We start from the raw sequence: 24,924 nt of genomic DNA, 5'->3' as shown, positions 1-24,924 counted from the left end.
TCATTCGCTCCCGCGGCTGGCGTCGGCCAGCGCGTTGGCGCCACCGACGATCTCGCTGATTTCCTGGGTGATCTCGGCCTGACGGGCCGAGTTGGCAAGCCGCGTGAGCGACTTGATGAGCTCGCCGGCGTTGTCCGTCGCGCTCTTCATCGCACGCCGACGAGCGGCGTGCTCGGAAGCGGCCGACTGCAGCATCGCGTTGTAGATCCGGCTCTCGACGTACCGCGGCAGCAGCGCGTCCAGGACGCCCTCCGCCGACGGCTCGAAGTCGTACAGCGGGAAGATCTCCGCCTTGGCCGGCGTCTGGTCGCTGAGCTGGACCTCGTCCAGCTTCAGCGGCAGCAGCCGCGCCTCGACCGCGTTCTGCGTCAGCATGGACACGAACTCGGTCGAGATCAGGTGGAGTTCCTCCACGCCGCCCGTCTCGGCCGTGAAGGCCGCGATCAGGTCGGCCGCCACGGTCTTCGCGTCACCGTAGGTCGGCTTGTCCGAGAACCCCGTCCACGAGTCCGCGATCGCCAGACCGCGGAACGTGTAGTACGAGACGCCCTTGCGGCCGACGACGTACGTCACCACGTCCTTGCCCTCGGCCTTCAGGCGCTCGGTGAGCGTCTGGGCGGCCTTGATGGCGTTGGTCGAGTAGCCGCCCGCCAGGCCGCGGTCCGCCGTGATCAGCAGGACGGCGGCGCGCTTGGCGTTCGGGTTCTCGGTGGTGAGCGGGTGCTTGGCGTTGGACCGGGTGGCCACCGCCGTCACCGCCCGGGTGAGCTCATCGGCGTACGGAGTGGAGGCGGCCACCGCGCGCTGCGCCTTGACGATGCGCGACGCGGAGATCATCTCCATCGCCTTGGTGATCTTCTTCGTCGCGGTGACAGAGCGGATCCGGCGCTTGTAGACCCGAAGCTGTGCTCCCATGGGTCGTTACGTCCTTTCCCTCGCTACCGGACTCAGGCCTGCTCGGAGAGCAGCTTGCCGTCAGCGGTCTGGTAACCCTGCTTGAAGGCCTCGATCGCGCTGGTCAGCGCGTCGATGGTGCCGTCGGCCAGCAGACCGGTCTCGACGATGCCGGCGAGCAGGTCCTTGTGCTGCAGGCGGACGTGGTCCAGGAACTCGCGCTCGAAGCGGCGGATCTCGGCGACCGGGACGTCGTCCATCTTGCCGTTGGTGCCGGCCCAGATGGAGACGACCTGCTCCTCGACCGGGAAGGGCTGGTACTGGCCCTGCTTCAGCAGCTCGACCATGCGCGCACCGCGCTCCAGCTGGGCCTTGGAGGCCGCGTCCAGGTCGGAACCGAAGGCGGCGAAGGCCTCCAGCTCGCGGTACTGGGCGAGGTCCAGACGCAGACGGCCGGCGACCGAGCGCATGGCCTTGATCTGGGCGGAGCCACCGACGCGGGAGACCGAGATGCCGACGTTCACGGCCGGGCGGATGCCGGCGTTGAACAGGTCGGACTCCAGGAAGATCTGGCCGTCGGTGATGGAGATGACGTTGGTCGGGATGTACGCCGAGACGTCGTTGGCCTTGGTCTCGATGATCGGCAGACCGGTCATCGAGCCGCCGCCCAGGGCGTCGTTCAGCTTGGCGCAGCGCTCCAGCAGGCGGGAGTGCAGGTAGAAGACGTCACCCGGGTAGGCCTCGCGGCCCGGCGGGCGGCGCAGCAGCAGGGAGACGGAGCGGTAGGCCTCGGCCTGCTTCGACAGGTCGTCGAAGATGATCAGGACGTGCTTGCCGGCGTACATCCACTCCTGGCCGATGGCCGAACCGGTGTACGGGGCGAGGTACTTGAAGCCGGCCGGGTCGGAGGCGGGAGCAGCCACGATGGTGGTGTACTCCAGCGCGCCGGCCTCCTCCAGGGCGCCGCGGACGGACGCGATGGTGGAGCCCTTCTGGCCCACGGCGACGTAGATGCAGCGGACCTGCTTCTCCGGGTCGCCCGAGCGCCAGTTGTCACGCTGGTTGATGATCGTGTCGACGGCCACCGCGGTCTTGCCGGTCTGGCGGTCGCCGATGATCAGCTGGCGCTGGCCGCGGCCGATCGGGGTCATCGCGTCGATGGCCTTGATGCCGGTCTGCAGCGGCTGCTTGACCGACTTGCGGGCCATGACGCCGGGGGCCTGCAGCTCCAGGGCGCGGCGACCGGTGGCGGCGATGTCGCCCAGGCCGTCGATCGGGTTGCCCAGCGGGTCCACGACGCGGCCGAGGTAGCCGTCGCCGACCGGAACCGAGAGGACCTCGCCGGTGCGGCGCACGGTCTGGCCCTCTTCGATGCCGCCGAACTCACCGAGGACGACGACACCGATCTCGCGGGTGTCGAGGTTCAGCGCGAGGCCGAGCGTGCCGTCCTCGAACTTCAGCAGCTCGTTCGCCATGACCGAGGGCAGGCCCTCGACATGCGCGATGCCGTCCGCCGCGTCAGTGACCGTGCCGACCTCTTCCACAGAAGCGGCGTCCGGCTGGTACGACTGGACAAAGTCGGCCAGCGCGTCCCGGATCTCCTCCGGACGGATCGTAAGCTCCGCCATCAGGCTTCCCTGCTCTCCTAGTTTGCGATCCTCGGCCCGCCATTGAGGGCCGCAAGTATTCGACTCTCGGCCGGGTCTTCCGAACCGGCCGTACGATGTGCCGGCTCCTTGGGGAGCCGGTTTCCCGACCGAGGGTCGGATGTGCTGCTTCGGTGCTCAGCCTTCGAGCGACTGGCGAGCGCCCTCGAGGCGGCTCGACACGGTGCCGTTGATGATCTCGTCGCCGATCTGCACCCGCACGCCGCCGACGACCTCGGGGTCGACGTCGATGTTCAGGTGGACCTGGCGGCCGTACATCCGGGCCAGAGCACCGGACAGGCGCTCCTTCTGGGTGTCCGACAGCGGCACCGCGGTGGTGACCAGGGCCACCACCCGGCCGCGACGCGCGGCGGCGAGCTTCGAGTAGGACTCGAGACCCTGCTCCAGGCTACGGCCACGCGGCACGTTGACGAGGGCGGTGACCAGCCGGACGGTGCCGGCGTGGGCGCGGCCGCCCAGCAGCTTGCTGATCAGCGCGGCCCTCGCGACGGCACCGGCCTTCGGCTCGGTCAGCGCGGCGCGCAGCTCGTGCGAGCCGCTCACCACCCGGCCGAAGCGGAAGAGCTCGTCCTCGACGTCGTCCAGGGCGCCGGCCTTGTCCGCGGCGATGATCTCGGCGTACGCGGCGAGCTCCTCGGTCGCGTCCACCAGGTCGCGCGAACCCGACCAGCGGGAGCGGACCAGGCCGGAGACCAGGTCCACGGCCTCGCCGGAGACCTGGCCGGTCAGCAGCGAGGTGACCAGCTGGGCCTTGTCCTGGCCCGACCGGGAGGGGTCGGTCAGGACACGGCGCAGCGACACCTCACGGTCCAGCACGGCCGTGACGGCGGTGAGCTCCTCGGCGAGCTTGGCCGCGTCCACCGAGGTGGAGTCGGTCAGGCTCTCCAGGTTCTGCCGGCCGGCGGCGAGGGCCTCGCGGCTGGCGCCGATCACTTGGCCGCACCCTGAGCAACGGCGGCCTTGGCCTCCAGCTCGTCCAGGAAGCGGTCGATGACGCCGCTCTGCCGGGTGTGGTCCTCGAGGGACTCACCCACGATGCGGGACGCCAGCTGGGTGGCCAGCGAGCCCACGTCCTGACGCAGGGCGGCAGTGGCCTGCTTCTTGTCCGCCTCGATCTGGGCGTGACCGGCGGCGACGATGGCCTCGCGCTGGCGCTGGCCCTCCTCGCGCATCTCGGCGAGCTGGGCGGCACCCTGCTCGCGAGCCTGCTCGACGATGCGGGCAGCCTCGTGGCGCGCCTCGGCGAGCTCGGCGCGGTACTGCTCAAGCAGGGCCTGGGCCTCCGCCTGGGCGGCCTCGGCGCGCTCCATCCCGCCCTCGATCGCGTCCCGGCGCTCCGACAGCACCTTCTCGATGCTGGGGAGGAGCTTCTTGCCGAGCAGACCGAAGACGATGAAGAAGCAGAGCAGGCCGATGATGATCTCGGGCCACGCGGGGAGGAGAGGGTTCATCTTCTCCTCGGCCGCGAGCTGGACGATCGCCATGCTCATATCTGGACCTTCCTCAGAAAGGGTCTACGGCGGGATTACTTGTTGCCGAAGACGAACGGCATGACGATGCCGATGAGGGCGAGCGCCTCGGTCAGCGCGAAGCCGATGAACATGTTGGAACGGATGAGACCGGCAGCCTCGGGCTGGCGGGCCATGGCCTGGACACCGTTGCCGAAGATCAGACCGACGCCGATGCCGGGGCCGATGGCGGCGAGGCCGTAGCCCAGCGAGGCGACGGAACCGTAGACAGTGCCCTCAGCGAGGATGCTCATTGACGTTGTCCTTTGCAGGGTGGTGAACCGGTGGTGATTGGCCACCGGGCGATCCGGGAGGTGGTTCTCGGCGGGGCCGCGGCCCCGGGGCTCAGTGCGCCTCTTCCAGGGCACCGGCGATGTAGCTGCTGGCCAGCATCACGAAGATGTAGGCCTGCAGGAACTGGACCAGCAGCTCGAAGGCGGTCAGGGCGATGGTCACCACGAAGGAGACCGAGCCGTAGAGCGCGCCCAGGGTCGGGCTGAGCAGGTACCAGGAGGCGATGGAGAACATCACGATCAGCAGGTGGCCGGCGAACATGTTCGCGAAGGCTCGGACCGCGAGCGTGAAGGGGCGCACGAGGACGTTCGAGAAGAACTCGATCGGCACCAGGATGAACATGACCCAGCCGGGGATGCCCGAGGGCCAGCAGAGGTTCTTCAGACCGCCGACGAAGCCGTGCTTCTTGAAGGTCAGCGTCATGTAGGTGAGCCAGACGATCGCCGCGAGGCCCGCCGGGAACGCGATCGCCGCCATCACCGGGAACTGGGCGAAGGGGATGATCGACATGATGTTCATCAACCAGATGAAGAAGAACATCGAGACGAGCATCGGGACGTACTTCTCGCCCTTCTTGCCGATCGTCTCCAGCACGATGGAGCGCTTGACGAAGTCGTAGCCGATCTCACCGACCAGCTGCAGCTTGCCGGGGACCAGACGCGGCTTGGCGAAGGCGGCCCAGAAGAAGCCGACCACCAGGAACGCGACGATGAACGACAGCAGCATCGGCTTGTTGAACTCGACGCTGCCGATCGAGAAGATCGGCTTGAACTGGAACTCGTTCAGACCCGGGGCCGGGAAGCCGCAGCCAGCGTCCCCGAAGTGGCAACTGCCTGAGGCGAGGGACGTGAGTTCAGCACTCACCACGGACTCCTTCGTCGTGACGCATGGATACGGCAACCTCGGTGTGTCGGCGTGGCCTGAGGCCACGGAGCGGCACTGGAACTTGATGGGTTTCTCGCCGACCCCGCGCGCCGGTGCACTGCACCACAGCGGGATCATCGAAGACTGCGCGGATCAGGGGGGCGATCCGTCCGCTGTCCGGACAGACCTGGCCTCTTCCCGTACTCCGTTGTTGCGACGGACGATAGCAGCCCGTCAGCGCGGCATAAACACCGCCCCCCTCGTTGGGAGGACAGCCGGGCCTCGTCACTGTTGACGCCCCTTGTCGGAGGGCTTGTCGCCCTTCTTTTCGGAGGCGTCGGGGTCGACGTAGAAGGTCTTGGCCTTGAGTGCGCCGCGCACCTGGAAGCCCGTCCAGACCAGGGCGCAGCCGAGCAGGGTGAAGGCGAACGCCTGCCGGTTGAAGAGGTCGGTGTCCTTGAAGACCGCGAGCACGATGCCGACCAGCAGGATCTGCGTGGTGTACACGAGCAGCGCCGCGGCCATCATGATCTGCGGGTTCGACCGGGTCAGCCGGTCGAGCGCGACCTGGCCGAAGCTGAAGAAGGCCATCACCAGCAGCGCGCCGAACAGGGCGCCGAGCAGCCCCTTCCCACCGGCGACGGCGAAGGAGATCGCCATGGCGATGATCCCGGCGACCGCAGTGGGAATCGCGGCGCCTCGGAGGATCCGGGCGTCGGTGGACGGCATGTCGGCAGCTCCGGCGGCATGTCGATGTGGCGGGGGGACGGGCACAACGGGTGGCGGGTGACACCGGACCGAGGCATCGCCGCGGGCCGCCCATCGCAACGGCGGGCCCGGGGAGGGAGACCGACAGGGACGGAAGTCATCCACCTGTCAGGTCTTTCGGCGTGTTCTCGGTACTCGTGAACGGTATCACAAACTATTTGATGAGAGCTTTACCATGAATGTGTGGCACCTGTCACACCAACGGCGCAATGGTTCCGCCGTTCGAGTGAACGCTCTCTGACGGGGCACCAACTCCCTTGTCAGTGGCGGCCGGTGGCCTTGTGGTGGGAGCCGGCCGCGGTGGAGCCCAGCTCGGAGTCCCGGCCGGCTTCACCGAGGAGTTGCTTGTCCTTCGCCGACAGTTCGGCCATCGGACCGGTCCGCTGCCGGCGGTAGCGCGGGGGGACGAAGGCCTGCACCGCCCGCGGGGCGCGCGGCCGGAACCGCGGGATGAGCAGCACCACCAGGCCGACCAGGCAGAGCCCGGCCAGCGCCAGGACGACGGTGCGGCCGGTGTTGGTCACCGAGAACGCCACCGAGCCGAAGGCGATCAGCGCGGCCCAGAAGTACATGATCAGTACGGCGCGGCTGTGCGAGTGGCCGACCTGGAGCAGCCGGTGGTGCAGGTGGCGCTTGTCCGCGGCGAACGGGGACTGGCCGGCCCAGGTCCGGCGGACCACCGCGAGCAGCAGGTCCGCCAGCGGCAGCGCGATGACCGTCAGCGGCAGCAGCAGCGGGATGTAGATCGGCACCAGGGCGTGCACGGCGGCGGTCTGCGAACCGGTCTCGTTGCTGATCAGGTCCGGGTCGACCCGGCCGGTGATGGAGATCGCGGCGACGGCCAGCATCAGGCCCAGCATCATCGAGCCGGAGTCGCCCATGAAGATCCGCGCGGGGTGCATGTTGTGCGCCAGGAAGCCCAGGCACATGCCGATCAGCAGCACGCTGAACAGCACGGCGGGGGCCGCGTCGGAGATCGTGTAGCCGTACCAGAGCCGGTAGCTGTACAGGAAGAAGGCCATCGCGGCGATGCAGACCATGCCGCCGGCCAGGCCGTCCAGGCCGTCGATGAAGTTCACCGCGTTGACCATGACGACGACCAGGACGACCGAGATCACCATGCCCTGGGTCGGGCTCACCGCGACCGGGCCGACGCCGGGCACCGGGAGGGTGATCACCGTGACGCCCTGCCAGACCATCACACCGGCGGCGATCATCTGGCCGCCGAGCTTCACCAGCGCGTCCACGCCCCACTTGTCGTCGAGCACCCCGAGCAGGAACATGATCCCGGCGCCGGACAGCAGCGCGCGGATGTCGGTCCCCTGGGAGAACACCTTGCTCAGGTTGTCGAGCTGCGAGGCGACCAGGATGCCCGCGCACAGTCCGCCGAACATCGCGATGCCGCCGAGCCGGGGGGTGGGCTCGCGGTGCACGTCGCGGGCACGCACCGGCGGCATGGCGCCGGCCGCGATGGCGAACTTCCGGACCGGGCCGGTCAGCAGGTAGGTGACGGCGGCCGTGCAGAACAGCACCAGCAGATACTCACGCACCACTGGCCTCCTGCATCACTGTCGAACGGGGAGGTACCGAAGGTACTCCCCTGCCGTCCCGGGGTTCGAGGTGCGTCGCCACGGCACACACCTTATTGAGTCGGACGCCGGGACCGTGCATCGCGGTTCGCCCTCCCGGGTAGGAGATCCGGATACCCGCACGGGCCCCGTCACGCCGGGCGGGCGAAGGCCAGCGCCAGCTCCCGGACCCGGGCCGCGGCCGGGGCGGCCGCGCCCCCGGTGAGCACCCGGGCGACCAGTCCGGCGATCTCGGCCAGCTCCGGCTCCCCCATCCCCTGGCTGGTCACCGTGCCCGTGCCCAGCCGGATCCCGGAGGCCTCGGCGACCGGCGCCGGGTCGTACGGCAGCGCGCACTTGCCGAGCAGCAGCCCGGCCGCCGCGCAGCGCCGCTCGGCCTCCGCGCCGGTGACGCCGAGCGGGCTCACGTCGGCGGTCACCAGGTGGGTGTCGGTGCCGCCCGTCAGCGGGCGCAGGCCGGCCTCCGCGAGGCCCGCGGCGAGCGCCCGGGCCCCGGACACCGTCCGCTGCGCGTACGCCCGGTAGGCGGGCGCGGAGGCCTCCGCGAGGGCGACCGCCTTGCCGGCCACCTCGTTCATGGCCGCGCCGCCCTGGCTGAACGGGAAGACCGCCCGGTCGATCCGCTCGGCCAGCTCCGCGGTGCACAGCAGCAGCCCGCCGCGCGGACCGCGCAGCAGCTTGTGGGTGGCCGCCACCGTGACGTCCGCGTACGGCACCGGGGAGGGCGCCACCCCGGCCGCGATCAGCCCGGTGGTCTGCGCGGCGGAGGCGATCAGGTAGGCGTCCACCTCGTCGGCGATCTCCCGGAACGCCGCCCAGTCGGGGTGCCGGGGGTGCGAGATCGAGCCCGCCACGATGGCCTTGGGGCGGTGCTGCCGGGCCAGGTCGCGGACCTGGTCGAGGTCGATCAGCCCGTCGGACTCGCGCACACCGTAGCCGGTGAAGTCGAACCAGCGCCCGGAGAAGTTGGCGCGCGAGCCGCAGCTGAGGTGGCCGCCGTGCTCCAGCGACATCGCCAGCACCCCGTCACCGGGGCGCAGCAGCGCCGCGTACGTCGCCAGCATCGCCGAAGTCGCCGACCGGGGCTGGACGTTGGCGTGCGGGGCGGCGAACAGCTCGCGGGCCCGGTCGATCGCCAGCAGCTCGGCGGCGTCCGCCAGCGCGCAGCCGGTGTGGTGCCGGCGGCCCGGGTAGCCCTCGGCGTACTTGTCGATCAGCGGGCCGGTGAGGGCCGCCAGGACGGCGGGGCTGGTGAGGTTCTCCCCCGCCAGCAGCTGGATCGTTTCGGCGCGCCGCTCGGCCTCCGCGGCCAGCAGGTCGGCCAGCTGCGGGTCGGCGCGGCGCAGCGCCTCGGACGCCCACGGGCGCCCGGTCGTCGCGGTCGGGCCGGTCGCTGCATCGGTGACGGTCATGGCGGGGCTCCCGGGCGCTGCGGGGACTGTGTCACCCAGCGTAGGACCGCTGCCGCCGCCCGGCCCGCCGAGCCGCGGTCGGAGGCCCCGTTCGGCCGCGGGCCCGTCGGTTAAGTCAGCGCGGCGCGGGGACGCCGGTGAGCGCGGTGACCACCGGGTCGACCGCGTGGAATATCTCCTCGCCGCAGTTGCGGAACATGCCGATGGGCGCCCCGTACGGGTCGTCCACCTCGTCCGACTCCGGGGTGGCGGCCAGCAGCCAGCCGCGCAGCGCGGCGGCCGCCCGGACCAGCGCGCGGGCCCGCTCGGTGACGTCGGCGCCGCGCCGCGGGTCCGGCAGGGTGCCCGGGTCTATCGTCCGCACCAGTCGGGTGAACTCCTTCAGCGTGAAGGTGCGCAGCCCCGCCTCGTGGCCCATCGAGATCACCTGGGCGCGGTGGTCCAGCGTCGCGGTGAGCACCAGGTCGGCCTCGACCACGTGCTCGTCCAGCAGCTCGCGGCCGGTGAAGCCACCGCTGTCGGCGCCGTACTCGTCGAGCACGGTCGCGGCGTGGTCCTCCATCGGCGCGCCCTCGTGGCCCCAGGTGCCGGCGCTCTCGACCAGGATCCGTCCGGCCACCCGGGGGCTCAGCCGGGTGTCCAGCTCACGCCGGGTCAGCCGCTCGGCGATCGGCGAGCGGCAGATGTTCCCGGTGCAGACGAACAGGATCCGGAAGTGGTCCAGCGGCCTGGGGCCCACGCTCAGGTACGGCGCTATGCCCGGCCCGGCGTGGAGCGAGGCGGTGGGCGTCAACTGCCGGCCTCCAGGTCGGGGACGACCTCCCTCAGCTGCTCGACGCTGATCGCACCGGCCCGCAGCAGAACCGGGACCTTGCCGGTGACGTCGACGATCGACGAGGTGGCGGAGTCCTCGGCCGCCCCGCCGTCCAGGTAGACCGAGATCGCGTCGCCGAGCTGGGCCTGCGCGTCGTCGCAGGTCAGCGGGGAGGACCCGCCGATCCGGTTGGCGCTGGAGACGGCCAGCGGGCCGGTGGCGTTCAGCAGCTCGATGGCGACCGGGTGCAGCGGCATCCGGACCGCGACGGTGCCGCGGGTGTCGCCGAGGTCCCAGCGCAGCGAGGGCTGGTGCCGGGCGACCAGGGTGAGCCCGCCGGGCCAGAACGCGTCGACCAGCTCCCAGGCCTGCTCGGAGAAGTCGGTGACCAGGCCGTGCAGGGTGGTCGGCGAGCCGACCAGCACCGGGGACGGGGTGTTGCGGCCGCGGCCGCGGGCGGCCATCAGCTCGCCGACGGCCTCCGCGGAGAAGGCGTCCGCGCCGACCCCGTACAGGGTGTCGGTGGGCAGCACGACGAGTTCGCCGCGGCGGATGGCCGAGGCGGCCTCGCGCAGACCGGTGGTGCGGTCCCCGGCATCGGCACAGTCGTAGCGGCGGCTCATCGGTGCGGTCCCCTTCCGGAGTGGCTCATGGCGGTCACTACGGCCCTCACTGCGGTCACAGCGCGGCCTTGCGCGCTGTCGTACAGCGTTCGATGTTCACGACCCGACCCTCCGGGCGGTCGTACTGTGCTCGACCGTTCACGACCCGACCCTCCGGGCGGTCGTGAAGCGCGGCCGGTTGTTGAGGTCGCGGTGGTCGGCGGTGTCCGTCCAGCCGTGTTCCTCGTTGAAGATCCACGGCACCTGGCCGCCCTGCTGGTCGGCGTGCTCGATCACCACCGCGCCGCCCGGGCGCAGCAGTCGGGCCGCGACCCGCTCGATGCCGCGGATGGTGTCCAGGCCGTCCTCGCCGGAGAACAGCGACATCTGCGGGTCGTGGTCGCGGGCCTCCGGCGCGACGTACTCCCACTCGGTGAGCGGGATGTACGGCGGATTGGAGATGACCAGGTCGAAGCGGCCGTCCCAGGAGCGGTCGTCCTCGAAGGCCTTGGTGGCGTCACCGGCGTGCAGGGTGACCCGGGCGCGGTCGGGGCTGGCCTCGATGTTGCGCCGGGTGTACTCCAGCGCGCCCTCGTCCAGTTCGAAGGCGTGCACGGTCGAGCGCGGAAGTTCCTGGGCCAGGGCGAGGGCGATCGCGCCGGAGCCGGAGCACAGGTCCACCACCAGCGGCTCGGCCACGTCCATGTCGCGCACCGCGTCTATCGCCCACTCGACGACCGTCTCGGTCTCCGGCCGGGGCACGAACACCCCGGGGCCGACCTCCAGTTCGAGGTAGCGGAAGAACGCCCGCCCGGTGATGTGCTGGAGCGGCTCGCGCGCCTCCCGCCGGGAGACCGCCTCCCAGTAGCGGGCGTCGAAGTCGGCGTCCTTCACCGTGTGCAGCTGGCTGCGCTTGACGTTGTGGACGTAGGCGGCGAGCTCCTCCGCGTCGAAGCGCGGCGACGGCACGCCGGCCGCGGCCAACCGCTGGGTGGCCTGGGCCACCTCGGCGAGCAGCAGGTTCATCCGTACGACCTCTTGTTTCTGCGCTCCGGCTTCGGGCGAAGCGCGGGCTGGGGCGCGCCGGTCTCAGTTCTCTTGGGCGGCCGCGGCGAGTTTGGCCGCCGCGTCCTTGTCCACGCAGGACTGGATCACCGCGTTCAGTTCGCCGTCCAGGACCTGGTCCAGGTTGTACGCCTTGAATCCGGTGCGGTGGTCCGAGATGCGGTTCTCGGGGTAGTTGTACGTGCGGATCCGCTCGGAGCGGTCGACCGTGCGGACCTGGCTGCGGCGCGCGTCCGAGGCCTCCCGCTCGGCCTCCTCCTGCGCGGCGGCCAGCAGCCGCGACCGCAGGATGCGCATCGCCTGCTCCTTGTTCTGGAGCTGGCTCTTCTCGTTCTGGCAGGACGCCACGATACCGGTCGGCAGGTGGGTGATCCGGACCGCGGAGTCGGTGGTGTTGACCGACTGGCCGCCGGGGCCGGAGGAGCGGTAGACGTCGATGCGGAGGTCGTTGGCGAGGATCTCGACCTCGACCTCCTCCGCCTCGGGGGTGACCAGCACGCCCGCCGCGGAGGTGTGGATGCGGCCCTGCGACTCGGTGGCGGGGACGCGCTGCACGCGGTGCACGCCGCCCTCGTACTTCAGCCGGGCCCAGACGCCCTGGCCGGGCTCGGTGCTGCCCTTGGTCTTCACGGCCACCGAGACGTCCTTGTAGCCGCCGAGGTCGGACTCGTTGGAGTCGATGATCTCGGTCTTCCAGCCGACCCGCTCCGCGAAGCGCAGGTACATCCGGAGCAGGTCGCCGGCGAACAGCGCGGACTCCTCGCCGCCCTCGCCCGCCTTGATCTCCAGGATGACGTCCTTGTCGTCGCTCGGGTCGCGCGGGACCAGCAGCAGCCGCAGCTCCTCGGTGAGCTCCTCCCGGCGCGCCTCGGAGTCCTTCACCTCGGCGATGAACTCCGGATCCTCGGCAGCGAGTTCGCGCGCGGCTTCGATGTCCTCGCCGGCCTGTCGCCACTGCCGGTAGACCCGGGTGATCGGGGTCAGCTCGGCGTACCGCTTGGCCAGCTTGCGGGCGTTGGCCTGGTCGGCGTGGACGGACGGGTCGGCCAGCCTCGTCTCGAGGTCGGCGTGCTCGACGAGGAGCTCTTCGACTGCCTCGAACATGGGGGTGGCCTTCTTCCCGGGGACTCGGAAACGTGTGGGGGGTGGGGAACTCGCGGGGGACGCGAACGGCGCCGGCCCCCGACGCCCCCGACAACAGTACGGGGGCGCCGGGAACCGGCGCCGAGTGAGCGCTAGGCCTTCGCGCTGTGCTGCTTGCCGAAGCGGGCCTCGAAGCGGGCCACGCGGCCACCGGTGTCGAGGATCTTCTGCTTGCCGGTGTAGAACGGGTGGCACTGCGAGCAGACCTCGGCGCGGATCTCGCCACTGGTCTCGGTCGAGCGGGTCACGAACTCGGCGCCACAGGTGCAGGTCACGCGGGTGACCACGTACTCGGGGTGAACGTTGGACTTCAAGGGGGTCTCCTAGGTTTCGGGAGGGCACCGGGTCGGCGGCTGGAGCGCCGCACGTGAACCGGGACCGACGGACCAGTCTGCCAGGACCGGCCGCATCTTCCCAAACCGGGTCGCGTTCCGGGATATTCCGGGCCCCCTCAGCGCCTGGCGGTGGCCTTGGGGCCGGGCTTTCCCGCGGTCCGCGCGGAGGTCGACGGAGCGGCCGGCGTCTGGGCGGGGTTCTCCGGCTGCGTGGAGACGACGGCCGGGGGGAACGGCTGGTCGGCCTTGAGCGCCGCCCAGACCTGCCCGGCCTGCGGCTGCTGCGGCACCACCCGGTTCGGGTCGCCGGGGGCCGCCGCCACCGGCAGGGTGACCATGCTCAGCTGGTCCGGGCCTATCCCCTTGAGCTCCTGGGCGAGCCCCACCAGCGCGTTCACCGAGCCGAGCGCGGAGTCGGTGGTGATGCTCCTGGTCACGGTGTCGCCGAGCGACCACAGCTTGACCGGGTTGGTGAGCAGCCCGCTCCCCCCGGCCTGCTTCAGCAGAGACCGCACCATCTGCTTCTGGAGCTCGATCCGGCCGAGGTCGCTGCCGTCGCCGACGCCGTGCCGGGTGCGCACGAAGGCCAGCGCCTGCTGTCCGTCCAGGTGGTGCTCTCCGGGCGGCAGGTCGAGCCCGCTGTCCTTGTCGTGGATGGCCACCGTGGTGGTCACGGTGGCCCCGCCTATCGCGTCCACGACCCGGGCGAAGCCGGCGAAGTCGATCTGCAGGTAGTGGTCCATCCGCAGCCCGGTGAGCTGCTCGGTGGTCCTGACCGCGCAGGCCGCGCCGCCGCTCTCGAAGGCGCTGTTGTACATCGCGCGCTTGGCGCCGGGCACCGTCCGGCCGTTCGCGTCGGTGCAGTCGGGGCGGGCGACCAGGGTGTCGCGCGGGATCGAGACGATCTGGGCGCGGGAGTGGTCCTGGGTGATGTGCACCACCATCGCGGTGTCCGAGCGGGCGGTGTCGCCGGTGTCCCCGCCGGCGATCGAGCCGTTGGCGCCGTTCCGCGAGTCGGAGCCGAGCACCAGGATGTTGAAGGAGCCGTCGGTGGCGGCCGGCGGCCGGGCATCGCCGAGCCGGGCGTCGATGTCGACGCTCCTGATGTTGCCGTTGAACCTGAAGTAGGCGAAGAGGGCCGCACCGGCGCCGAGGACGACGAGCGCGGCGAACGCGCAGGCCGCCGTCCGCAGGAGCCTGCGGCGGCGACTCGGGACCCTCTTGTGTTCGGCCATACGGTCCAGGGTAAATCGGACAAGGCGCGCCAAACGCCCCCAAGTTGTCCCGACTCTGGAACAAACCGGGCCGGACGCGACGGAACCCCGGACCGCTCGCGCGATCCGGGGTTCCGTGCTTCGACAGCCGTCCGGCTACGGTCAGTCGCCGGAGCCGGGGGTGGTCTTGGCGATCTGCATCAGGAACTCGGCGTTGCTCTTGGTCTGCTTCATCTTGTCCAGGAGCAGCTCGATCGCCTGCTGCGAGTCGAGCGCGTGCAGCACCCGGCGCAGCTTCCAGACGATGGCCAACTCCTCGCTGCCGAGCAGGATCTCCTCCTTGCGGGTGCTGGAGGCGTCCACGTCGACGGCCGGGAAGATGCGCTTGTCCGAGAGCTTCCGGTCGAGCTTGAGCTCCATGTTGCCGGTGCCCTTGAACTCCTCGAAGATCACCTCGTCCATGCGCGAGCCGGTCTCGACCAGCGCGGTGGCCAGGATGGTCAGCGAGCCGCCGTTCTCGATGTTGCGCGCGGCGCCGAAGAACTTCTTCGGCGGGTACAGCGCGGTCGAGTCGACACCGCCGGACAGGATGCGGCCGGAGGCCGGCGCGGCCAGGTTGTAGGCACGGCCGAGGCGGGTGATCGAGTCCAGCAGGATGACCACGTCGTGGCCCAGCTCCACCAGGCGCTTGGCGCGCTCGATGGCCAGCTCGGCGACGGTGGTGTGGTCCTCGGCCGGGCGGTCGAAGGTCGAGGAGATGACCTCGCCCTTCACCGACCGCTGCATGTCGGTGACCTCTTCCGGACGCTCGTCGACCAGGACGACCATCAGGTGGCACTCGGGGTTGTTGTGGGTGATCGCGTTGGCGACCGCCTGGAGCACCATGGTCTTGCCGGTCTTCGGCGGCGCGACGATCAGACCGCGCTGGCCCTTGCCGATCGGCGACACCAGGTCGATGATCCGGGTGGTCAGCACGCCCGGGTCGGTCTCCAGGCGCAGCCGCTCCTGCGGGTACAGCGGGGTGAGCTTGTTGAACTCGGGACGGCCGCGGCCGCTCTCCGGGTCCATGCCGTTGACGGAGTCCAGCCGCACCATGGCGTTGAACTTCTCGCGGCGCTCGCCGTCGCGGGGCTGGCGCACCGCACCGGTGATGGCGTCACCCTTGCGCAGGCCGTTCTTGCGGACCTGGGCGAGCGAGACGTAGACGTCGTTCTGGCCCGGCAGGTAGCCGGAGGTGCGCACGAACGCGTAGTTGTCGAGGATGTCGAGGATGCCCGCGACCGGGATCAGGACGTCGTCCTCGCCGATCTGCGGCTCGACGGGGCCGGCCTCGAAGCCGTCGCGGCCACGGCGGCCACGGCGGTCGCGGTAGCGCCCGCGCCGGCCGCGGCGGCCCTCGCCGAACTCGTCGTCCTCGTAGCCGCCCTGCTGGGCCTGCGGCTGCTGGGCCTGCTGGGTCTGGCGGCCCTGCTGCTCGGCCTGGCCGCCCTGCTGCTGGCCGCCGCCCTGCTGGGACTGGCGGTCGGTGCGGTCGGTGCGCTCGCGGCGGTTGCGGCGGTCGCGGCGCGACTCGCGGCCGTCGCCGTCCTGGGCCTCGCCGCCCTCCTGGCGGTCGGTGCGCTCGGTGCGCTCGGTGCCGTCGCGGCGCTCGCGGCGCTCACGGCGGTCGCGACGGCTCTCGCGGCCGTCCTCCCGGCTCTCGAAGCCGCGGGTCTCGGCCGGGCGGGCCTCGGCCTGCTTCGGCTCGGCGACCGCGACGCCGGCGGCCTCGGTGGCGGCCTCCGCGGCCGGAGCGGTGGGCGCTCCGGCGGCCGAGGTGGCCCGGCGGCGGGTGCGCTCGGCGCGGGCGGGCGCGGCGGTCTCGGCGGCGGCCTGGACCGGGATCTCGATCTGGGTCTGCGGCTCGGCGGCGGCCGGGGCCTCGGCCTCCGCCTTGGCGGCGGCGGCCTTGGTGCGGCGGGCCGGCTTCTCGGCCGGGGCCTCGGCGTCCGCCTTGGCGGCGGCGCGCTTGGCGGCCGGGGCGGCGCCACCGGCGGCGAGCAGCGGGTCCCCGCCGCTCTTCTCCTTGATGGTCTCGATCAGCTGGCTCTTGCGCATGCGTCCGGTACCGGTGATGCCAAGGTCCGCGGCGAGCTTCTGGAGCTCGGCCAGGACCATGCCGTCCAGGCCCGCGGCGGCACTGCGGCGGCGCCGCGCCGGGGCAGCGGGGGCGGCGGCTGCGTCCGACGCATCGGCGTCCGGGCGCGCGCCCATCAGATCGGTGGAGTCGCTCACTAAGGGTCCTTCCCTGGAGCGGACGTCGGCCTGTCTGGCTCGGCGACCGGTTGTGCTGTCCTGACCAACGCTCGACTGCGTCGGTCCGAGGCGGTGGTCCCTCGAATGGCGGGAGCCCGTCGAGGGAGAGCTACGTACGAGGTGCGGTGCGTGAAGCACGGTGGTGCTGAGTGGCGCGTGGGCCGGTCGTGTGTCGACCTCCCCTGAGGGCGTAACCCCCACGCTCCCTGCGAATCCCGGGCCCCCGTCGCGTGACGGTGGCCCGCGCTCCGCCCGTCCTGTGCCTCTAGGTGGGAGGCCGCGGGTGGGAGTCAGGTGCCGTCACGGCTTCGGGATGCGGCCGCATGTCGCGCAGGCAGGCTGCGTACGCGCTGCGGTGGGCTCCCGGAGAATCGTCGCCCCGTGGATCGCCGGGACTCCACTGCCGTGGAGCGCTGGGATCGGGACGCGGCGCACCTAGCCCCGGAGGGCACCTGGTGCAGCAATGAGGTTAACACTACCGACTCCCTCAGACATTCCCCAGCCTCGCGCTTGCCAATCGTGTCCGTCGGAGCCGGCTCGGCGGGGTGCCGCCACCGGGCCCCGAACGGCACGTTCGGGCTGCTCAGACGTCCAGCGGGAGCACGACGGCCCCGGCTCGGTCGACCTCCAGCCGGTGCGCGGCGAACGCCGGGTCGCCGCCGTGGCCGTGGTGCCCGGCGAAGGAGAGCACCTTGTCGGCGCCCGCCTCGTCGGTGAGCGCCAGGACGGTCGGGCCGGCCCCGGAGATGACCGCGGGGACCCCCTCGGCGCGCAGCGCGCCGACCAGGGCGGCGCTGTCCGGCATGGCGGACGCGCGGTAGTCCTGGTGCAGCCGGTCCTCGGTGGCGGCGAGGAGCAGCTCGGGGCGCCGGGTGAGCGCCTCCACCAGCAGTGCGGAGCGGCCGGCGTTGACGGCCGCGTCGGCCAGCGGGACGGTTCTCGGCAGCAGTCCGCGCGCGGTCTCGGTGAGCACCTCGCCGGCCGGCACGAACACCACCGGGACGACCTGCTCGGACGGCTCCAGCGCGACGGCCTTGGCCGACTCCTCGTCGGTCCAGGCGATGGTGAAGTTGCCGCGCAGGCAGGCGGCCACGTTGTCCGGGTGGCCCTCCAGCTCGGAGGCGAGGGCCAGCAGGGCGTCGTCGTCCAGCGCGGACGGGCCGCCGATGGTCACCGCGCGGGCGGCCACGATGCCGGCGCAGATGGCGGCCGAGGAGGAGCCGAGGCCGCGGCCGTGCGGTATCCGGTTGGCGCAGACCACTTCGAGGCCCCGCGGCTGGCCGCCGAGCCGGTCGAAGGCGGCGCGCATCGAGCGGACCAGCAGGTGGCGCTCGTCGCGCGGCAGCGTCTCGGCACCCTCGCCGGCGATGTCGACGGAGAGGCCGGAGTCGGCGACCCGGACGACCACGTCGTCGTACAGACCCAGCGCGAGCCCGAAGGCGTCGAAGCCCGGGCCGAGGTTGGCGCTGGTCGCGGGAACCCTGACCCGGACGGCGGCGGCACGGAACGCAGGACCGGCCATGCGGTGGACTCTCCTGGGGAAATCGGGCGGCGCGGAGCGCGTCGTCGGTGCGAGGGCGGGAACGGACCGCGGCCCCTCCGGGGCGGGCGGTCGCGACGGTCGGCGCGGCCCGGACCCGCCGGGCCCGGGGCATGTGCCACACGGCCGAAGCCAGAGTATCGAAGAGAGGTTCCCGAGCGGTACACCTCGTGGGCCTTCGATCTGGTGTGTTGCCGTTCTGGCCGGAATGCGCACCCCGCCCGGCCGGGGAGGGGGGCGGAAACGCATTGCCGCGCGCGGCGCGATTGACACAAAAGTGTCAGTGGGGAACTCCGACGGGCCGACCCCCGAAAGGGTCGGCCCGTCGGGGCGTCAGGCCTTTCTAGCGGTCGAGCAGTCCGAGGCTGCGGGCGGCCGCCTCCGGGTCGATCGGGACGACCTGCGGCTGCGGCGCGCCGGCCACCGCCCAGTCCGGGTCCTTCAGGCCGTTTCCGGTCACGGTGCAGACGATCCGCTGGCCCGGGTCGACCAGGCCGGCCTCCGCCTTGGCCAGCAGGCCGGCCACCGAGGCGGCCGAGGCGGGCTCCACGAAGACGCCCTCCTGCGAGGCCAACAGCCGGTAGGCAGACAGGATCTGACGGTCCGTCACCTTGTCGATGAGGCCGCCCGAGTCGTCCCGCGCGGCGAGCGCGAAGTCCCAGGAGGCCGGGTTGCCGATCCGGATCGCGGTGGCGATGGTCTGCGGCTTGAGCACCGGCGCGCCGTCCACGATGGGGGCCGAGCCGGATGCCTGGAAGCCCCACATCCGCGGGGTGCGGGCGGCCATGCCGTCGGCGGCGTACTCGCGGTAGCCCTTCCAGTACGCGGTGATGTTGCCCGCGTTGCCGACCGGCAGGACGTGGATGTCCGGGGCGTCGCCGAGCATGTCGACGATCTCGAAGGCCGCGGTCTTCTGACCCTCGATCCGCACCGGGTTCACCGAGTTGACCAGCGCCACCGGGTACTTCTCGGACAGTTCACGCGCAAGGGTGAGGCAGTCGTCGAAGTTCCCGTCGACCTGCAGGATCCTGGCGCCGTGCACCAGCGCCTGGCCCATCTTGCCGAGGGCGATCTTGCCCTGCGGGACGAGCACCGCGGAGACCATCCCGGCCCGCACCGCGTACGCGGCGGCGGAGGCCGAGGTGTTGCCGGTGGAGGCGCAGATGACCGCCTGCGCGCCCTCCTCCTTGGCCTTGGAGATGGCCATCGTCATCCCGCGGTCCTTGAAGGAGCCGGTCGGGTTGGCGCCCTCGACCTTGAGGTAGACCTCGCAGCCCGTGCGCTCGGAGAGCACCTGGGCCGGGACCAGGGGCGTGCCGCCCTCCAGCAGGGTGACCACCGGGGTGGCCGCGGTGACCGGCAGGCGGTCCCGGTACTCCTCGATCAGGCCGCGCCACTGGTGGGTGTGCGCGCCTCGGACGACGTTCTCGGCAACGGCGTTCATGGCTGGTTCCTTATTCCCCTTCGACCCGCATGATGCTGGCCACGTCCCGCACGCTGTCCAGCGCGCGGAGCTTGTCGACCGTCGCCGACAGCGCGGCGTCGGTGGCACGGTGGGTGACCACGACGAGCGAGGCGTCGCCGTCGCGGCCCTGCTGGCGCACGGTGTCGATGGAGACGCCGTGCTCGGCGAAGACGGACGCCACCTGGGCGAGCACGCCCGCGCGGTCGTCCACGTCCAGGCTGACGTGGTAGCGGGTGACCACCTGGTCCATCGGCTTGGCCGGCAGCTGCGTGTACAGCGAGTCACCGGGGCCGGTGGCGCCGGCCAGCTTGTTGCGGCAGACCGCGACCAGGTCGCCGAGCACCGCGGAGGCGGTCGGCGAGCCGCCCGCACCGGGGCCGTAGAACATCAGCCGGCCGGCCGCCTCGGCCTCGACGAACACCGCGTTGTACGCCTCGCGGACGGACGCCAGCGGGTGCGACAGCGGGATCATCGCCGGGTGGACGCGCGCGGTGACGGACGCGCCGTCGGCGGCCCGCTCGCAGATCGCGAGCAGCTTGACCACGCAGCCCATCTCCTTGGCCGAGGCGATGTCGGCCGCGGTCACCTCGGTGATGCCCTCGCGGTAGACGTCGGCCGCGGTGACCTCGGTGTGGAAGGCGATGCCGGCCAGGATCGCGGCCTTGGCGGCGGCGTCGAAGCCCTCGACGTCGGCCGTCGGGTCGGCCTCGGCGTAACCCAGCGCGGTGGCCTCCTCCAGCGCCTCCGAGTAGCCGGCGCCGGTGGTGTCCATCTTGTCGAGGATGAAGTTGGTGGTGCCGTTGACGATGCCCAGCACCCGGTTGACCTTGTCGCCCGCGAGGGACTCGCGCAGCGGACGCAGTAGCGGGATCGCGCCCGCCACCGCGGCCTCGTAGTACAGGTCGACCCCGGCCTCGGCGGCCGCGGCGTGCAGCTCGGTGCCGTCCTTGGCGAGCAGCGCCTTGTTGGCGCTGACCACCGACGCACCCCGCTTGAAGGCGGACAGGATCAGCGATTTGGACGGCTCGATGCCGCCCACCACCTCGACCACCACGTCGATGTCGCCCCGGTTGACCAGGGCCTCGGCGTCGGTGGTGATCAGGTGCTCGGGGACGCCGGGGCGGGTCCGCCCGGCGCGGCGGACCGCGATCCCGGCCAACTCGACCGGAGCACCGATGCGAGCGGCGAGGTCGTCGGCCGTCGTCGTCATGATGCGCGCCACCTCGGAGCCCACCACACCACAACCCAGCAACGCCACCTTCAGCGGGCGCGTACGCATCATCCGACTCCGCTCTGCATTCATCTGCTTCGGTAATTTCCGGCGGGTTTTCCGGGACCGCCGGGAACTTCGGTCCGTACCAGTCTCCGGGACTTTCCGTACGGATCTACGGTCGTTCCATGATCTGAGACGAGGATTTCGTCATCCGATATCCAGACGCAGGAGATCCTCCTCCGTCTCGCGCCGGACGATCACCCGCGCCGCACCGTCCCTGACGGCGAGCACGGGAGGCTTGAGCGCGTGGTTGTAATTGCTCGCCATCGAGCGGCAGTAGGCGCCGGTGGCGGGCACCGCGATCAGGTCGCCGGGGGCCAGGTCGGCCGGCAGGAAGGCGTCCCGGACGACGATGTCGCCGGACTCGCAGTGCTTGCCGACCACCCGCACCAGCATCGGCTCCGCGTCGCTGGTGCGGGACACCAGGGCCACCGAGTACTCGGCGTCGTACAGCGCGGTGCGGATGTTGTCCGACATCCCGCCGTCCACGCTGACGTAGGTGCGCAGGCCCTCCAGCGGCTTGACGGTGCCGACCTCGTACAGCGTGAACGCGGTCGGGCCGACGATCGCCCGGCCCGGCTCCACGCTCAGCCGGGGGGTGGCCAGGTCGGCGGCGGCGCACTCGCGGCGCACGATCTCGGCCAGCGCGGCCGCGATCTCGGCCGGCTCGCGCGGGTCGTCCTCGCTGGTGTAGGCGATGCCGAGGCCGCCGCCGAGGTCGATCTCGGGCAGCTCGACGCCGTGCTCGTCACGGATCCCGGCCAGCAGGCCGACCACCCGGCGGGCGGCCACCTCGAACCCGGCCATGTCGAAGATCTGCGAGCCGATGTGCGAGTGGATGCCGCGCAGCTCCAGGCTGTCGTGGCGGAGCACCCGGCGCACCGCCTCGGCGGCCGCGCCGCCGTTGAGCGAGAGGCCGAACTTCTGGTCCTCGTGCGCGGTGGCGATGAACTCGTGGGTGTGCGCCTCCACGCCGACGGTGATCCGGATCAGCACCGGCTGGCGCACGCCCTGGTGGGCGGCGATGGAGGCGAGGCGCTCGATCTCCTCGTAGGAGTCGACCACGATGTGCCCGACGCCGCTCTTCACCGCGTGCTCGAGCTCGTCCACCGACTTGTTGTTGCCGTGCAGCGCGATCCGCTGCGGCGGCATCCCGGCGGCCAGCGCGACGGCCAACTCGCCCGCGCTGCACACGTCGAGGTTGAGGCCCTCCTCGTGGAGCCAGCGCACCACGGCCTTGGAGAGGAACGCCTTGCCGGCGTAGTAGACGTCCGCGCCGGTGCCGAAGGCGTCCCGCCAGGCGCGCGCCCGGCCGCGGAAGTCCTCCTCGTCCAGCACGTAGGCGGGGGTGCCGAACTCGGCGGCCAGCCGCCGGACGTCGACGCCGCCGACGGTGGCCACGCCGTCGGCGTTCCGGGCGACGGTGCGCGACCAGACCTTGGGGTCGAGCGCGTTCAGGTCGGCGGGCGGGGCCTGGTAGTGGCCCTCCGGCAGTACGTCCCCGTGCCGGGGTCCTGCCGGGTGTGCGGAACGACTCATGCTTCCCAGTGTCCTTCGAGACCTATGGCGAGGGGCGGCGACGGTCCTCGTTGACCGTCAGCCGCCCCCGCAGTGCGCTTGGGGGTGGTGCCTACATCCGCTCGGGCGCCGTCACGCCCAGGAGCGTGAGGCCGTTGGCGAGCACGGTGCGCGTCGCCTCGACCAGCCAGAGGCGGGCGCGGTGCGTGTCGTCGAGCTCCTCGTCGCCCTTGGGCAGGAACATGCAGTTCTCGTACAGGCGGTGGTATTTGCCCGCGAGGTCCTCCAGGTAGCGCGCGACCCGGTGCGGCTCGCGCAGCTCGCCGGCCGTGGCCAGCACGCGCGGGAACTCCGCGAGGTGGCCGAGCACGTCGGACTCCCACTCGGTGGCCAGCAGCTCGGGCTTGAACTGCTCGACCGTGCCCTTGTCGACGCCCAGCTCGGCGGCCTTGCGCGCCACGCCGCACATCCGGGTGTGCGCGTACTGGACGTAGAAGACCGGGTTCTCGTTGGTCTGGCTGGTCAGCAGGTTGATGTCCAGCGTGATCGTGGAGTCCGTGGAGGAGCGCGCCAGGGTGTAGCGGGCGGCGTCCACGCCGATCCACTCGACCACGTCGTCGATCGTGATGATGTTGCCGGCCCGCTTGGACATGCGGACCTCTTCGCCGTCGCGAAGCATCTTCACGAACTGGCCGATCTTCACCTCGATGTTGTGGTTCATGTCGTCGCCCGCGCAGGCCGAGATGGCCTTGAGGCGGTTGACGTAACCGTGGTGGTCGGCGCCCAGCATGTAGAGCGCGACCTCGGCGCCGCGGTCCCGCTTGGACAGGTAGTACGCGGCGTCGGCGGCGAAGTAGGTCTTGTCGCCGTCGGCCTTGATCAGGACGCGGTCCTTGTCGTCGCCGAAGTCCGTGGTGCGCAGGAAGACCGCGCCCTCGTTCTCGAAGACGTGGCCCTGCTCGCGCAGCCGGTCGATGGCCTTCTCGACCGCGCCGGAGTCGTGCAGCGTCTTCTCCGAGAACCACACGTCGAAGTGGGTGCCGAACTCGTCCATCGAGCGCTTGATCTCGGCGACCATGAGCTTGAGGCCCTCGGTGCGGAAGACCTGCAGCTGCTCGGCCTCGGGCAGGTCGAGCACGCCCGGGATCGCGTCGGTGAGCGTCTTGGCGATGTCGACGATGTACTCGCCGACGTACCCGCCCTCCGGCACCTCGCGGCCGTTCGCGGCGGCCTGCAGCGAGGCGGCGAACTTGGTGATCTGCACACCGGCGTCGTTGAGGTAGTACTCGGTGGTGACGTCGGCGCCGGAGGCCCGCAGCACGCGCGCCAGCGAGTCGCCGACGGCCGCCCAGCGGACGCCGCCGATGTGGATCGGGCCGGTCGGGTTGGCGGAGACGAACTCCAGGTTGATCTTCAGGCCCTTGAGGGCGTCGTTGCGGCCGTAGGCCTCGCCCGCCTCGACGATGGTGCGGGCGAGCGCACCGGCGGTGGCGGTGTCCAGGGTGATGTTCAGGAAGCCCGGACCGGCGATGTCGACCTTGGCGATGCCGGTGATCCCTCGCAGGCGCTCGACCAGCAGTTCGGCAACGGCTCGCGGCGGCTTGCCGGCCGCCTTGGCGAGCTGGAGGGCCACGTTGGTCGCGTAGTCGCCGTGGTCCCTGTTCTTGGGCCGCTCGACCGTCACGTGCTCGGGCACGGCGACGGCCAGCTCGCCCGCCTCGACGGCGGTGCTCACTGCGGCCTGGATTGCCTGGGAAAGGTCTGCGGGGGTCACGACGCCAAGCGTAGGCGAGACGGGGTGCCCGCCCGCCACCCGGTTTACCGGTTGGGACGTCGGGGCGCCGTCGTTACGGGGTCTCAGCCGCCGTCGCCGCATTCTGTTCGCTCAGGGCGAACTATGTCGGGCGGTCCGGCGGGGCGTCCGGCGGCCCGGCCGCCGGACGGCTCCCCGGGCGGTTCCCCGGGGTGGCCCTTGAGCCGCATCAGGCGCCGGACCAGCGCCACCAGGTCGGCCGGGTCGAAGGGCTTGCCCAGGTAGCCGTCCACCCCGACGGTCTCCCCCAGGTCGAGGTCCGCCGGGGTGCAGGCGCTCACGATCGCGATCGGCAGCCGGCTGGTGTCCGGGGTCGCGCGCAGCCGGGCCGCCGTCCGCAGGCCGTCCAGCCGCGGCATCATCACGTCCAGCGTCACCACGTCGGGCTGCACCCGGCGGATGACCTCCAGGCACTCGGCGCCGTCGGCGGCGGTCACCACCTCGAAGCCCTCGAGCTCCAGGTTGACCCTGATCAGCTGGCGGATCACCTCGCTGTCGTCCACCACGAGGACCCGCCCGGACACTCCCGACACCTCACCGAGGGTATCGGCGGCCCCGCCGCCCCGTCCGGCCTTTGGGCACTTCCGCCGAGGCCCGCCGGCACCGCCCGGACGGTCTCCGGGAAAACCCGTGCACGGACCACGGCCGGAGCCTGGTAGTGTTCTCCACGTCGGAAGCGCGAGCCGCCGACAGGCCGACAGGCCCCCGTAGCTCAGGGGATAGAGCACCGCCCTCCGGAGGCGGGTGCGTAGGTTCGAATCCTACCGGGGGCACTCACGCTGTGATTGCGAGAGTGTAACCAGGGCCCAGATCAGTGGAGTTGTTCCACGGATCTGGGCCTTCGTCATGTT

Annotated in this window: 22 protein-coding genes and 1 tRNA gene; 1 reads left to right on the top strand and 22 read right to left on the bottom strand. The window is 71.4% G+C overall.

Annotated features, from left to right (window positions below):
- The 22 genes from ACFY0X_RS07810 to ACFY0X_RS07705 all read right to left on the bottom strand — a co-directional run bounded on the left by ACFY0X_RS07810 (position 1) and on the right by ACFY0X_RS07705 (position 24,597).
- A complete protein-coding gene (locus tag ACFY0X_RS07810) occupies positions 1-915 on the bottom strand; it encodes a F0F1 ATP synthase subunit gamma (RefSeq protein ID WP_387750311.1) in 915 nt (304 codons plus the stop codon).
- Between the two features lie 32 nt (positions 916-947).
- Complete coding sequence (gene atpA / locus ACFY0X_RS07805) at positions 948-2,522, bottom strand: F0F1 ATP synthase subunit alpha (RefSeq protein WP_387750308.1); 1,575 nt, start codon at positions 2,520-2,522, stop codon at positions 948-950.
- Between the two features lie 156 nt (positions 2,523-2,678).
- Positions 2,679-3,494: a F0F1 ATP synthase subunit delta gene (locus ACFY0X_RS07800; protein WP_387750305.1), complete on the bottom strand. Its 816-nt coding sequence runs from the start codon at positions 3,492-3,494 to the stop codon at positions 2,679-2,681.
- Entirely contained in the window at positions 3,491-4,051 is a 561-nt protein-coding gene (locus tag ACFY0X_RS07795) for a F0F1 ATP synthase subunit B (protein ID WP_387750302.1), read from the bottom strand. The genes ACFY0X_RS07800 and ACFY0X_RS07795 overlap by 4 nt, the downstream gene beginning before the upstream one ends.
- A 35-nt stretch (positions 4,052-4,086) precedes the next feature.
- Positions 4,087-4,323, bottom strand: coding sequence for an ATP synthase F0 subunit C (gene atpE, locus ACFY0X_RS07790; RefSeq protein WP_031074289.1), 237 nt, complete (start codon positions 4,321-4,323; stop codon positions 4,087-4,089).
- 91 nt (positions 4,324-4,414) lie between these two features.
- Entirely contained in the window at positions 4,415-5,227 is an 813-nt protein-coding gene (atpB, locus tag ACFY0X_RS07785; RefSeq protein ID WP_317620169.1) for a F0F1 ATP synthase subunit A, read from the bottom strand.
- 285 nt (positions 5,228-5,512) lie between these two features.
- Positions 5,513-5,956: a hypothetical protein gene (locus ACFY0X_RS07780; protein ID WP_387750297.1), complete on the bottom strand. Its 444-nt coding sequence runs from the start codon at positions 5,954-5,956 to the stop codon at positions 5,513-5,515.
- Between the two features lie 299 nt (positions 5,957-6,255).
- Positions 6,256-7,545: an MraY family glycosyltransferase gene (locus ACFY0X_RS07775; protein WP_387750294.1), complete on the bottom strand. Its 1,290-nt coding sequence runs from the start codon at positions 7,543-7,545 to the stop codon at positions 6,256-6,258.
- Between the two features lie 170 nt (positions 7,546-7,715).
- The gene (gene glyA, locus ACFY0X_RS07770) at positions 7,716-8,996 is read right to left on the bottom strand and encodes a serine hydroxymethyltransferase (RefSeq protein ID WP_387750291.1); all 1,281 of its coding nucleotides are present in this window, start codon (positions 8,994-8,996) and stop codon (positions 7,716-7,718) included.
- 115 nt (positions 8,997-9,111) lie between these two features.
- Positions 9,112-9,753: a low molecular weight phosphatase family protein gene (locus ACFY0X_RS07765; RefSeq protein ID WP_049658080.1), complete on the bottom strand. Its 642-nt coding sequence runs from the start codon at positions 9,751-9,753 to the stop codon at positions 9,112-9,114.
- Positions 9,754-9,785: 32 nt separating this feature from the next.
- Positions 9,786-10,433: an L-threonylcarbamoyladenylate synthase gene (locus tag ACFY0X_RS07760; protein WP_387750288.1), complete on the bottom strand. Its 648-nt coding sequence runs from the start codon at positions 10,431-10,433 to the stop codon at positions 9,786-9,788.
- A gap of 138 nt (positions 10,434-10,571) precedes the next feature.
- A complete protein-coding gene (prmC, locus tag ACFY0X_RS07755) occupies positions 10,572-11,438 on the bottom strand; it encodes a peptide chain release factor N(5)-glutamine methyltransferase (RefSeq protein WP_360346986.1) in 867 nt (288 codons plus the stop codon).
- 63 nt (positions 11,439-11,501) lie between these two features.
- On the bottom strand, positions 11,502-12,581 hold the full coding sequence (gene prfA / locus ACFY0X_RS07750; RefSeq protein ID WP_387750284.1) for a peptide chain release factor 1: 1,080 nt from the start codon (positions 12,579-12,581) through the stop codon (positions 11,502-11,504).
- A gap of 131 nt (positions 12,582-12,712) precedes the next feature.
- The gene (gene rpmE, locus ACFY0X_RS07745) at positions 12,713-12,934 is read right to left on the bottom strand and encodes a 50S ribosomal protein L31 (protein WP_329927982.1); all 222 of its coding nucleotides are present in this window, start codon (positions 12,932-12,934) and stop codon (positions 12,713-12,715) included.
- 137 nt (positions 12,935-13,071) lie between these two features.
- Positions 13,072-14,190 (bottom strand): LCP family protein, encoded by a 1,119-nt coding sequence (locus ACFY0X_RS07740; protein ID WP_387750280.1) that lies wholly within the window; start codon positions 14,188-14,190, stop codon positions 13,072-13,074.
- A 141-nt stretch (positions 14,191-14,331) separates the two neighbouring features.
- Positions 14,332-16,443 (bottom strand): transcription termination factor Rho, encoded by a 2,112-nt coding sequence (rho, locus tag ACFY0X_RS07735; RefSeq protein ID WP_387750277.1) that lies wholly within the window; start codon positions 16,441-16,443, stop codon positions 14,332-14,334.
- A 604-nt stretch (positions 16,444-17,047) separates the two neighbouring features.
- Positions 17,048-17,986 (bottom strand): homoserine kinase, encoded by a 939-nt coding sequence (thrB, locus tag ACFY0X_RS07730; protein WP_387750274.1) that lies wholly within the window; start codon positions 17,984-17,986, stop codon positions 17,048-17,050.
- Between the two features lie 361 nt (positions 17,987-18,347).
- Complete coding sequence (thrC, locus tag ACFY0X_RS07725) at positions 18,348-19,448, bottom strand: threonine synthase (RefSeq protein ID WP_387750271.1); 1,101 nt, start codon at positions 19,446-19,448, stop codon at positions 18,348-18,350.
- 10 nt (positions 19,449-19,458) lie between these two features.
- Complete coding sequence (locus tag ACFY0X_RS07720) at positions 19,459-20,751, bottom strand: homoserine dehydrogenase (protein WP_387750269.1); 1,293 nt, start codon at positions 20,749-20,751, stop codon at positions 19,459-19,461.
- Positions 20,752-20,889: 138 nt separating this feature from the next.
- On the bottom strand, positions 20,890-22,281 hold the full coding sequence (gene lysA / locus ACFY0X_RS07715) for a diaminopimelate decarboxylase (RefSeq protein WP_387750266.1): 1,392 nt from the start codon (positions 22,279-22,281) through the stop codon (positions 20,890-20,892).
- 91 nt (positions 22,282-22,372) lie between these two features.
- Entirely contained in the window at positions 22,373-24,034 is a 1,662-nt protein-coding gene (gene argS / locus ACFY0X_RS07710; RefSeq protein ID WP_387750263.1) for an arginine--tRNA ligase, read from the bottom strand.
- An 83-nt stretch (positions 24,035-24,117) separates the two neighbouring features.
- On the bottom strand, positions 24,118-24,597 hold the full coding sequence (locus ACFY0X_RS07705; RefSeq protein ID WP_387750603.1) for a PleD family two-component system response regulator: 480 nt from the start codon (positions 24,595-24,597) through the stop codon (positions 24,118-24,120).
- 177 nt (positions 24,598-24,774) lie between these two features.
- Between ACFY0X_RS07705 and ACFY0X_RS07700 the strand changes: the two genes are divergently transcribed.
- A tRNA-Arg gene (locus tag ACFY0X_RS07700) sits at positions 24,775-24,846 on the top strand.
- Positions 24,847-24,924 lie beyond the last annotated feature (78 nt).

This window comes from Kitasatospora sp. NPDC001547, assembly GCF_042894165.1.
Lineage (GTDB): Bacteria > Actinomycetota > Actinomycetes > Streptomycetales > Streptomycetaceae > Kitasatospora.
This window is presented reverse-complemented; position numbering and strand designations above follow the sequence as displayed.

Bases quoted from the DNA above. Each gene is read 5' to 3' on its own strand.
- thrC (WP_387750271.1), bottom strand. From the start codon at position 19,448: ATGAACGCCGTTGCCGAGAACGTCGTCCGAGGCGCGCACACCCACCAG.
- ACFY0X_RS07720 (WP_387750269.1), bottom strand. From the start codon at position 20,751: ATGATGCGTACGCGCCCGCTGAAGGTGGCGTTGCTGGGTTGTGGTGTG.
- prmC (WP_360346986.1), bottom strand. From the start codon at position 11,438: ATGAACCTGCTGCTCGCCGAGGTGGCCCAGGCCACCCAGCGGTTGGCC.
- atpA (WP_387750308.1), bottom strand. From the start codon at position 2,522: ATGGCGGAGCTTACGATCCGTCCGGAGGAGATCCGGGACGCGCTGGCC.
- ACFY0X_RS07740 (WP_387750280.1), bottom strand. From the start codon at position 14,190: ATGGCCGAACACAAGAGGGTCCCGAGTCGCCGCCGCAGGCTCCTGCGG.
- prfA (WP_387750284.1), bottom strand. From the start codon at position 12,581: ATGTTCGAGGCAGTCGAAGAGCTCCTCGTCGAGCACGCCGACCTCGAG.
- atpE (WP_031074289.1), bottom strand. From the start codon at position 4,323: ATGAGCATCCTCGCTGAGGGCACTGTCTACGGTTCCGTCGCCTCGCTG.
- glyA (WP_387750291.1), bottom strand. From the start codon at position 8,996: ATGACCGTCACCGATGCAGCGACCGGCCCGACCGCGACGACCGGGCGC.
- ACFY0X_RS07795 (WP_387750302.1), bottom strand. From the start codon at position 4,051: ATGAGCATGGCGATCGTCCAGCTCGCGGCCGAGGAGAAGATGAACCCT.
- lysA (WP_387750266.1), bottom strand. From the start codon at position 22,281: ATGAGTCGTTCCGCACACCCGGCAGGACCCCGGCACGGGGACGTACTG.
- thrB (WP_387750274.1), bottom strand. From the start codon at position 17,986: ATGGCCGGTCCTGCGTTCCGTGCCGCCGCCGTCCGGGTCAGGGTTCCC.
- ACFY0X_RS07760 (WP_387750288.1), bottom strand. From the start codon at position 10,433: ATGAGCCGCCGCTACGACTGTGCCGATGCCGGGGACCGCACCACCGGT.
- ACFY0X_RS07810 (WP_387750311.1), bottom strand. From the start codon at position 915: ATGGGAGCACAGCTTCGGGTCTACAAGCGCCGGATCCGCTCTGTCACC.
- ACFY0X_RS07780 (WP_387750297.1), bottom strand. From the start codon at position 5,956: ATGCCGTCCACCGACGCCCGGATCCTCCGAGGCGCCGCGATTCCCACT.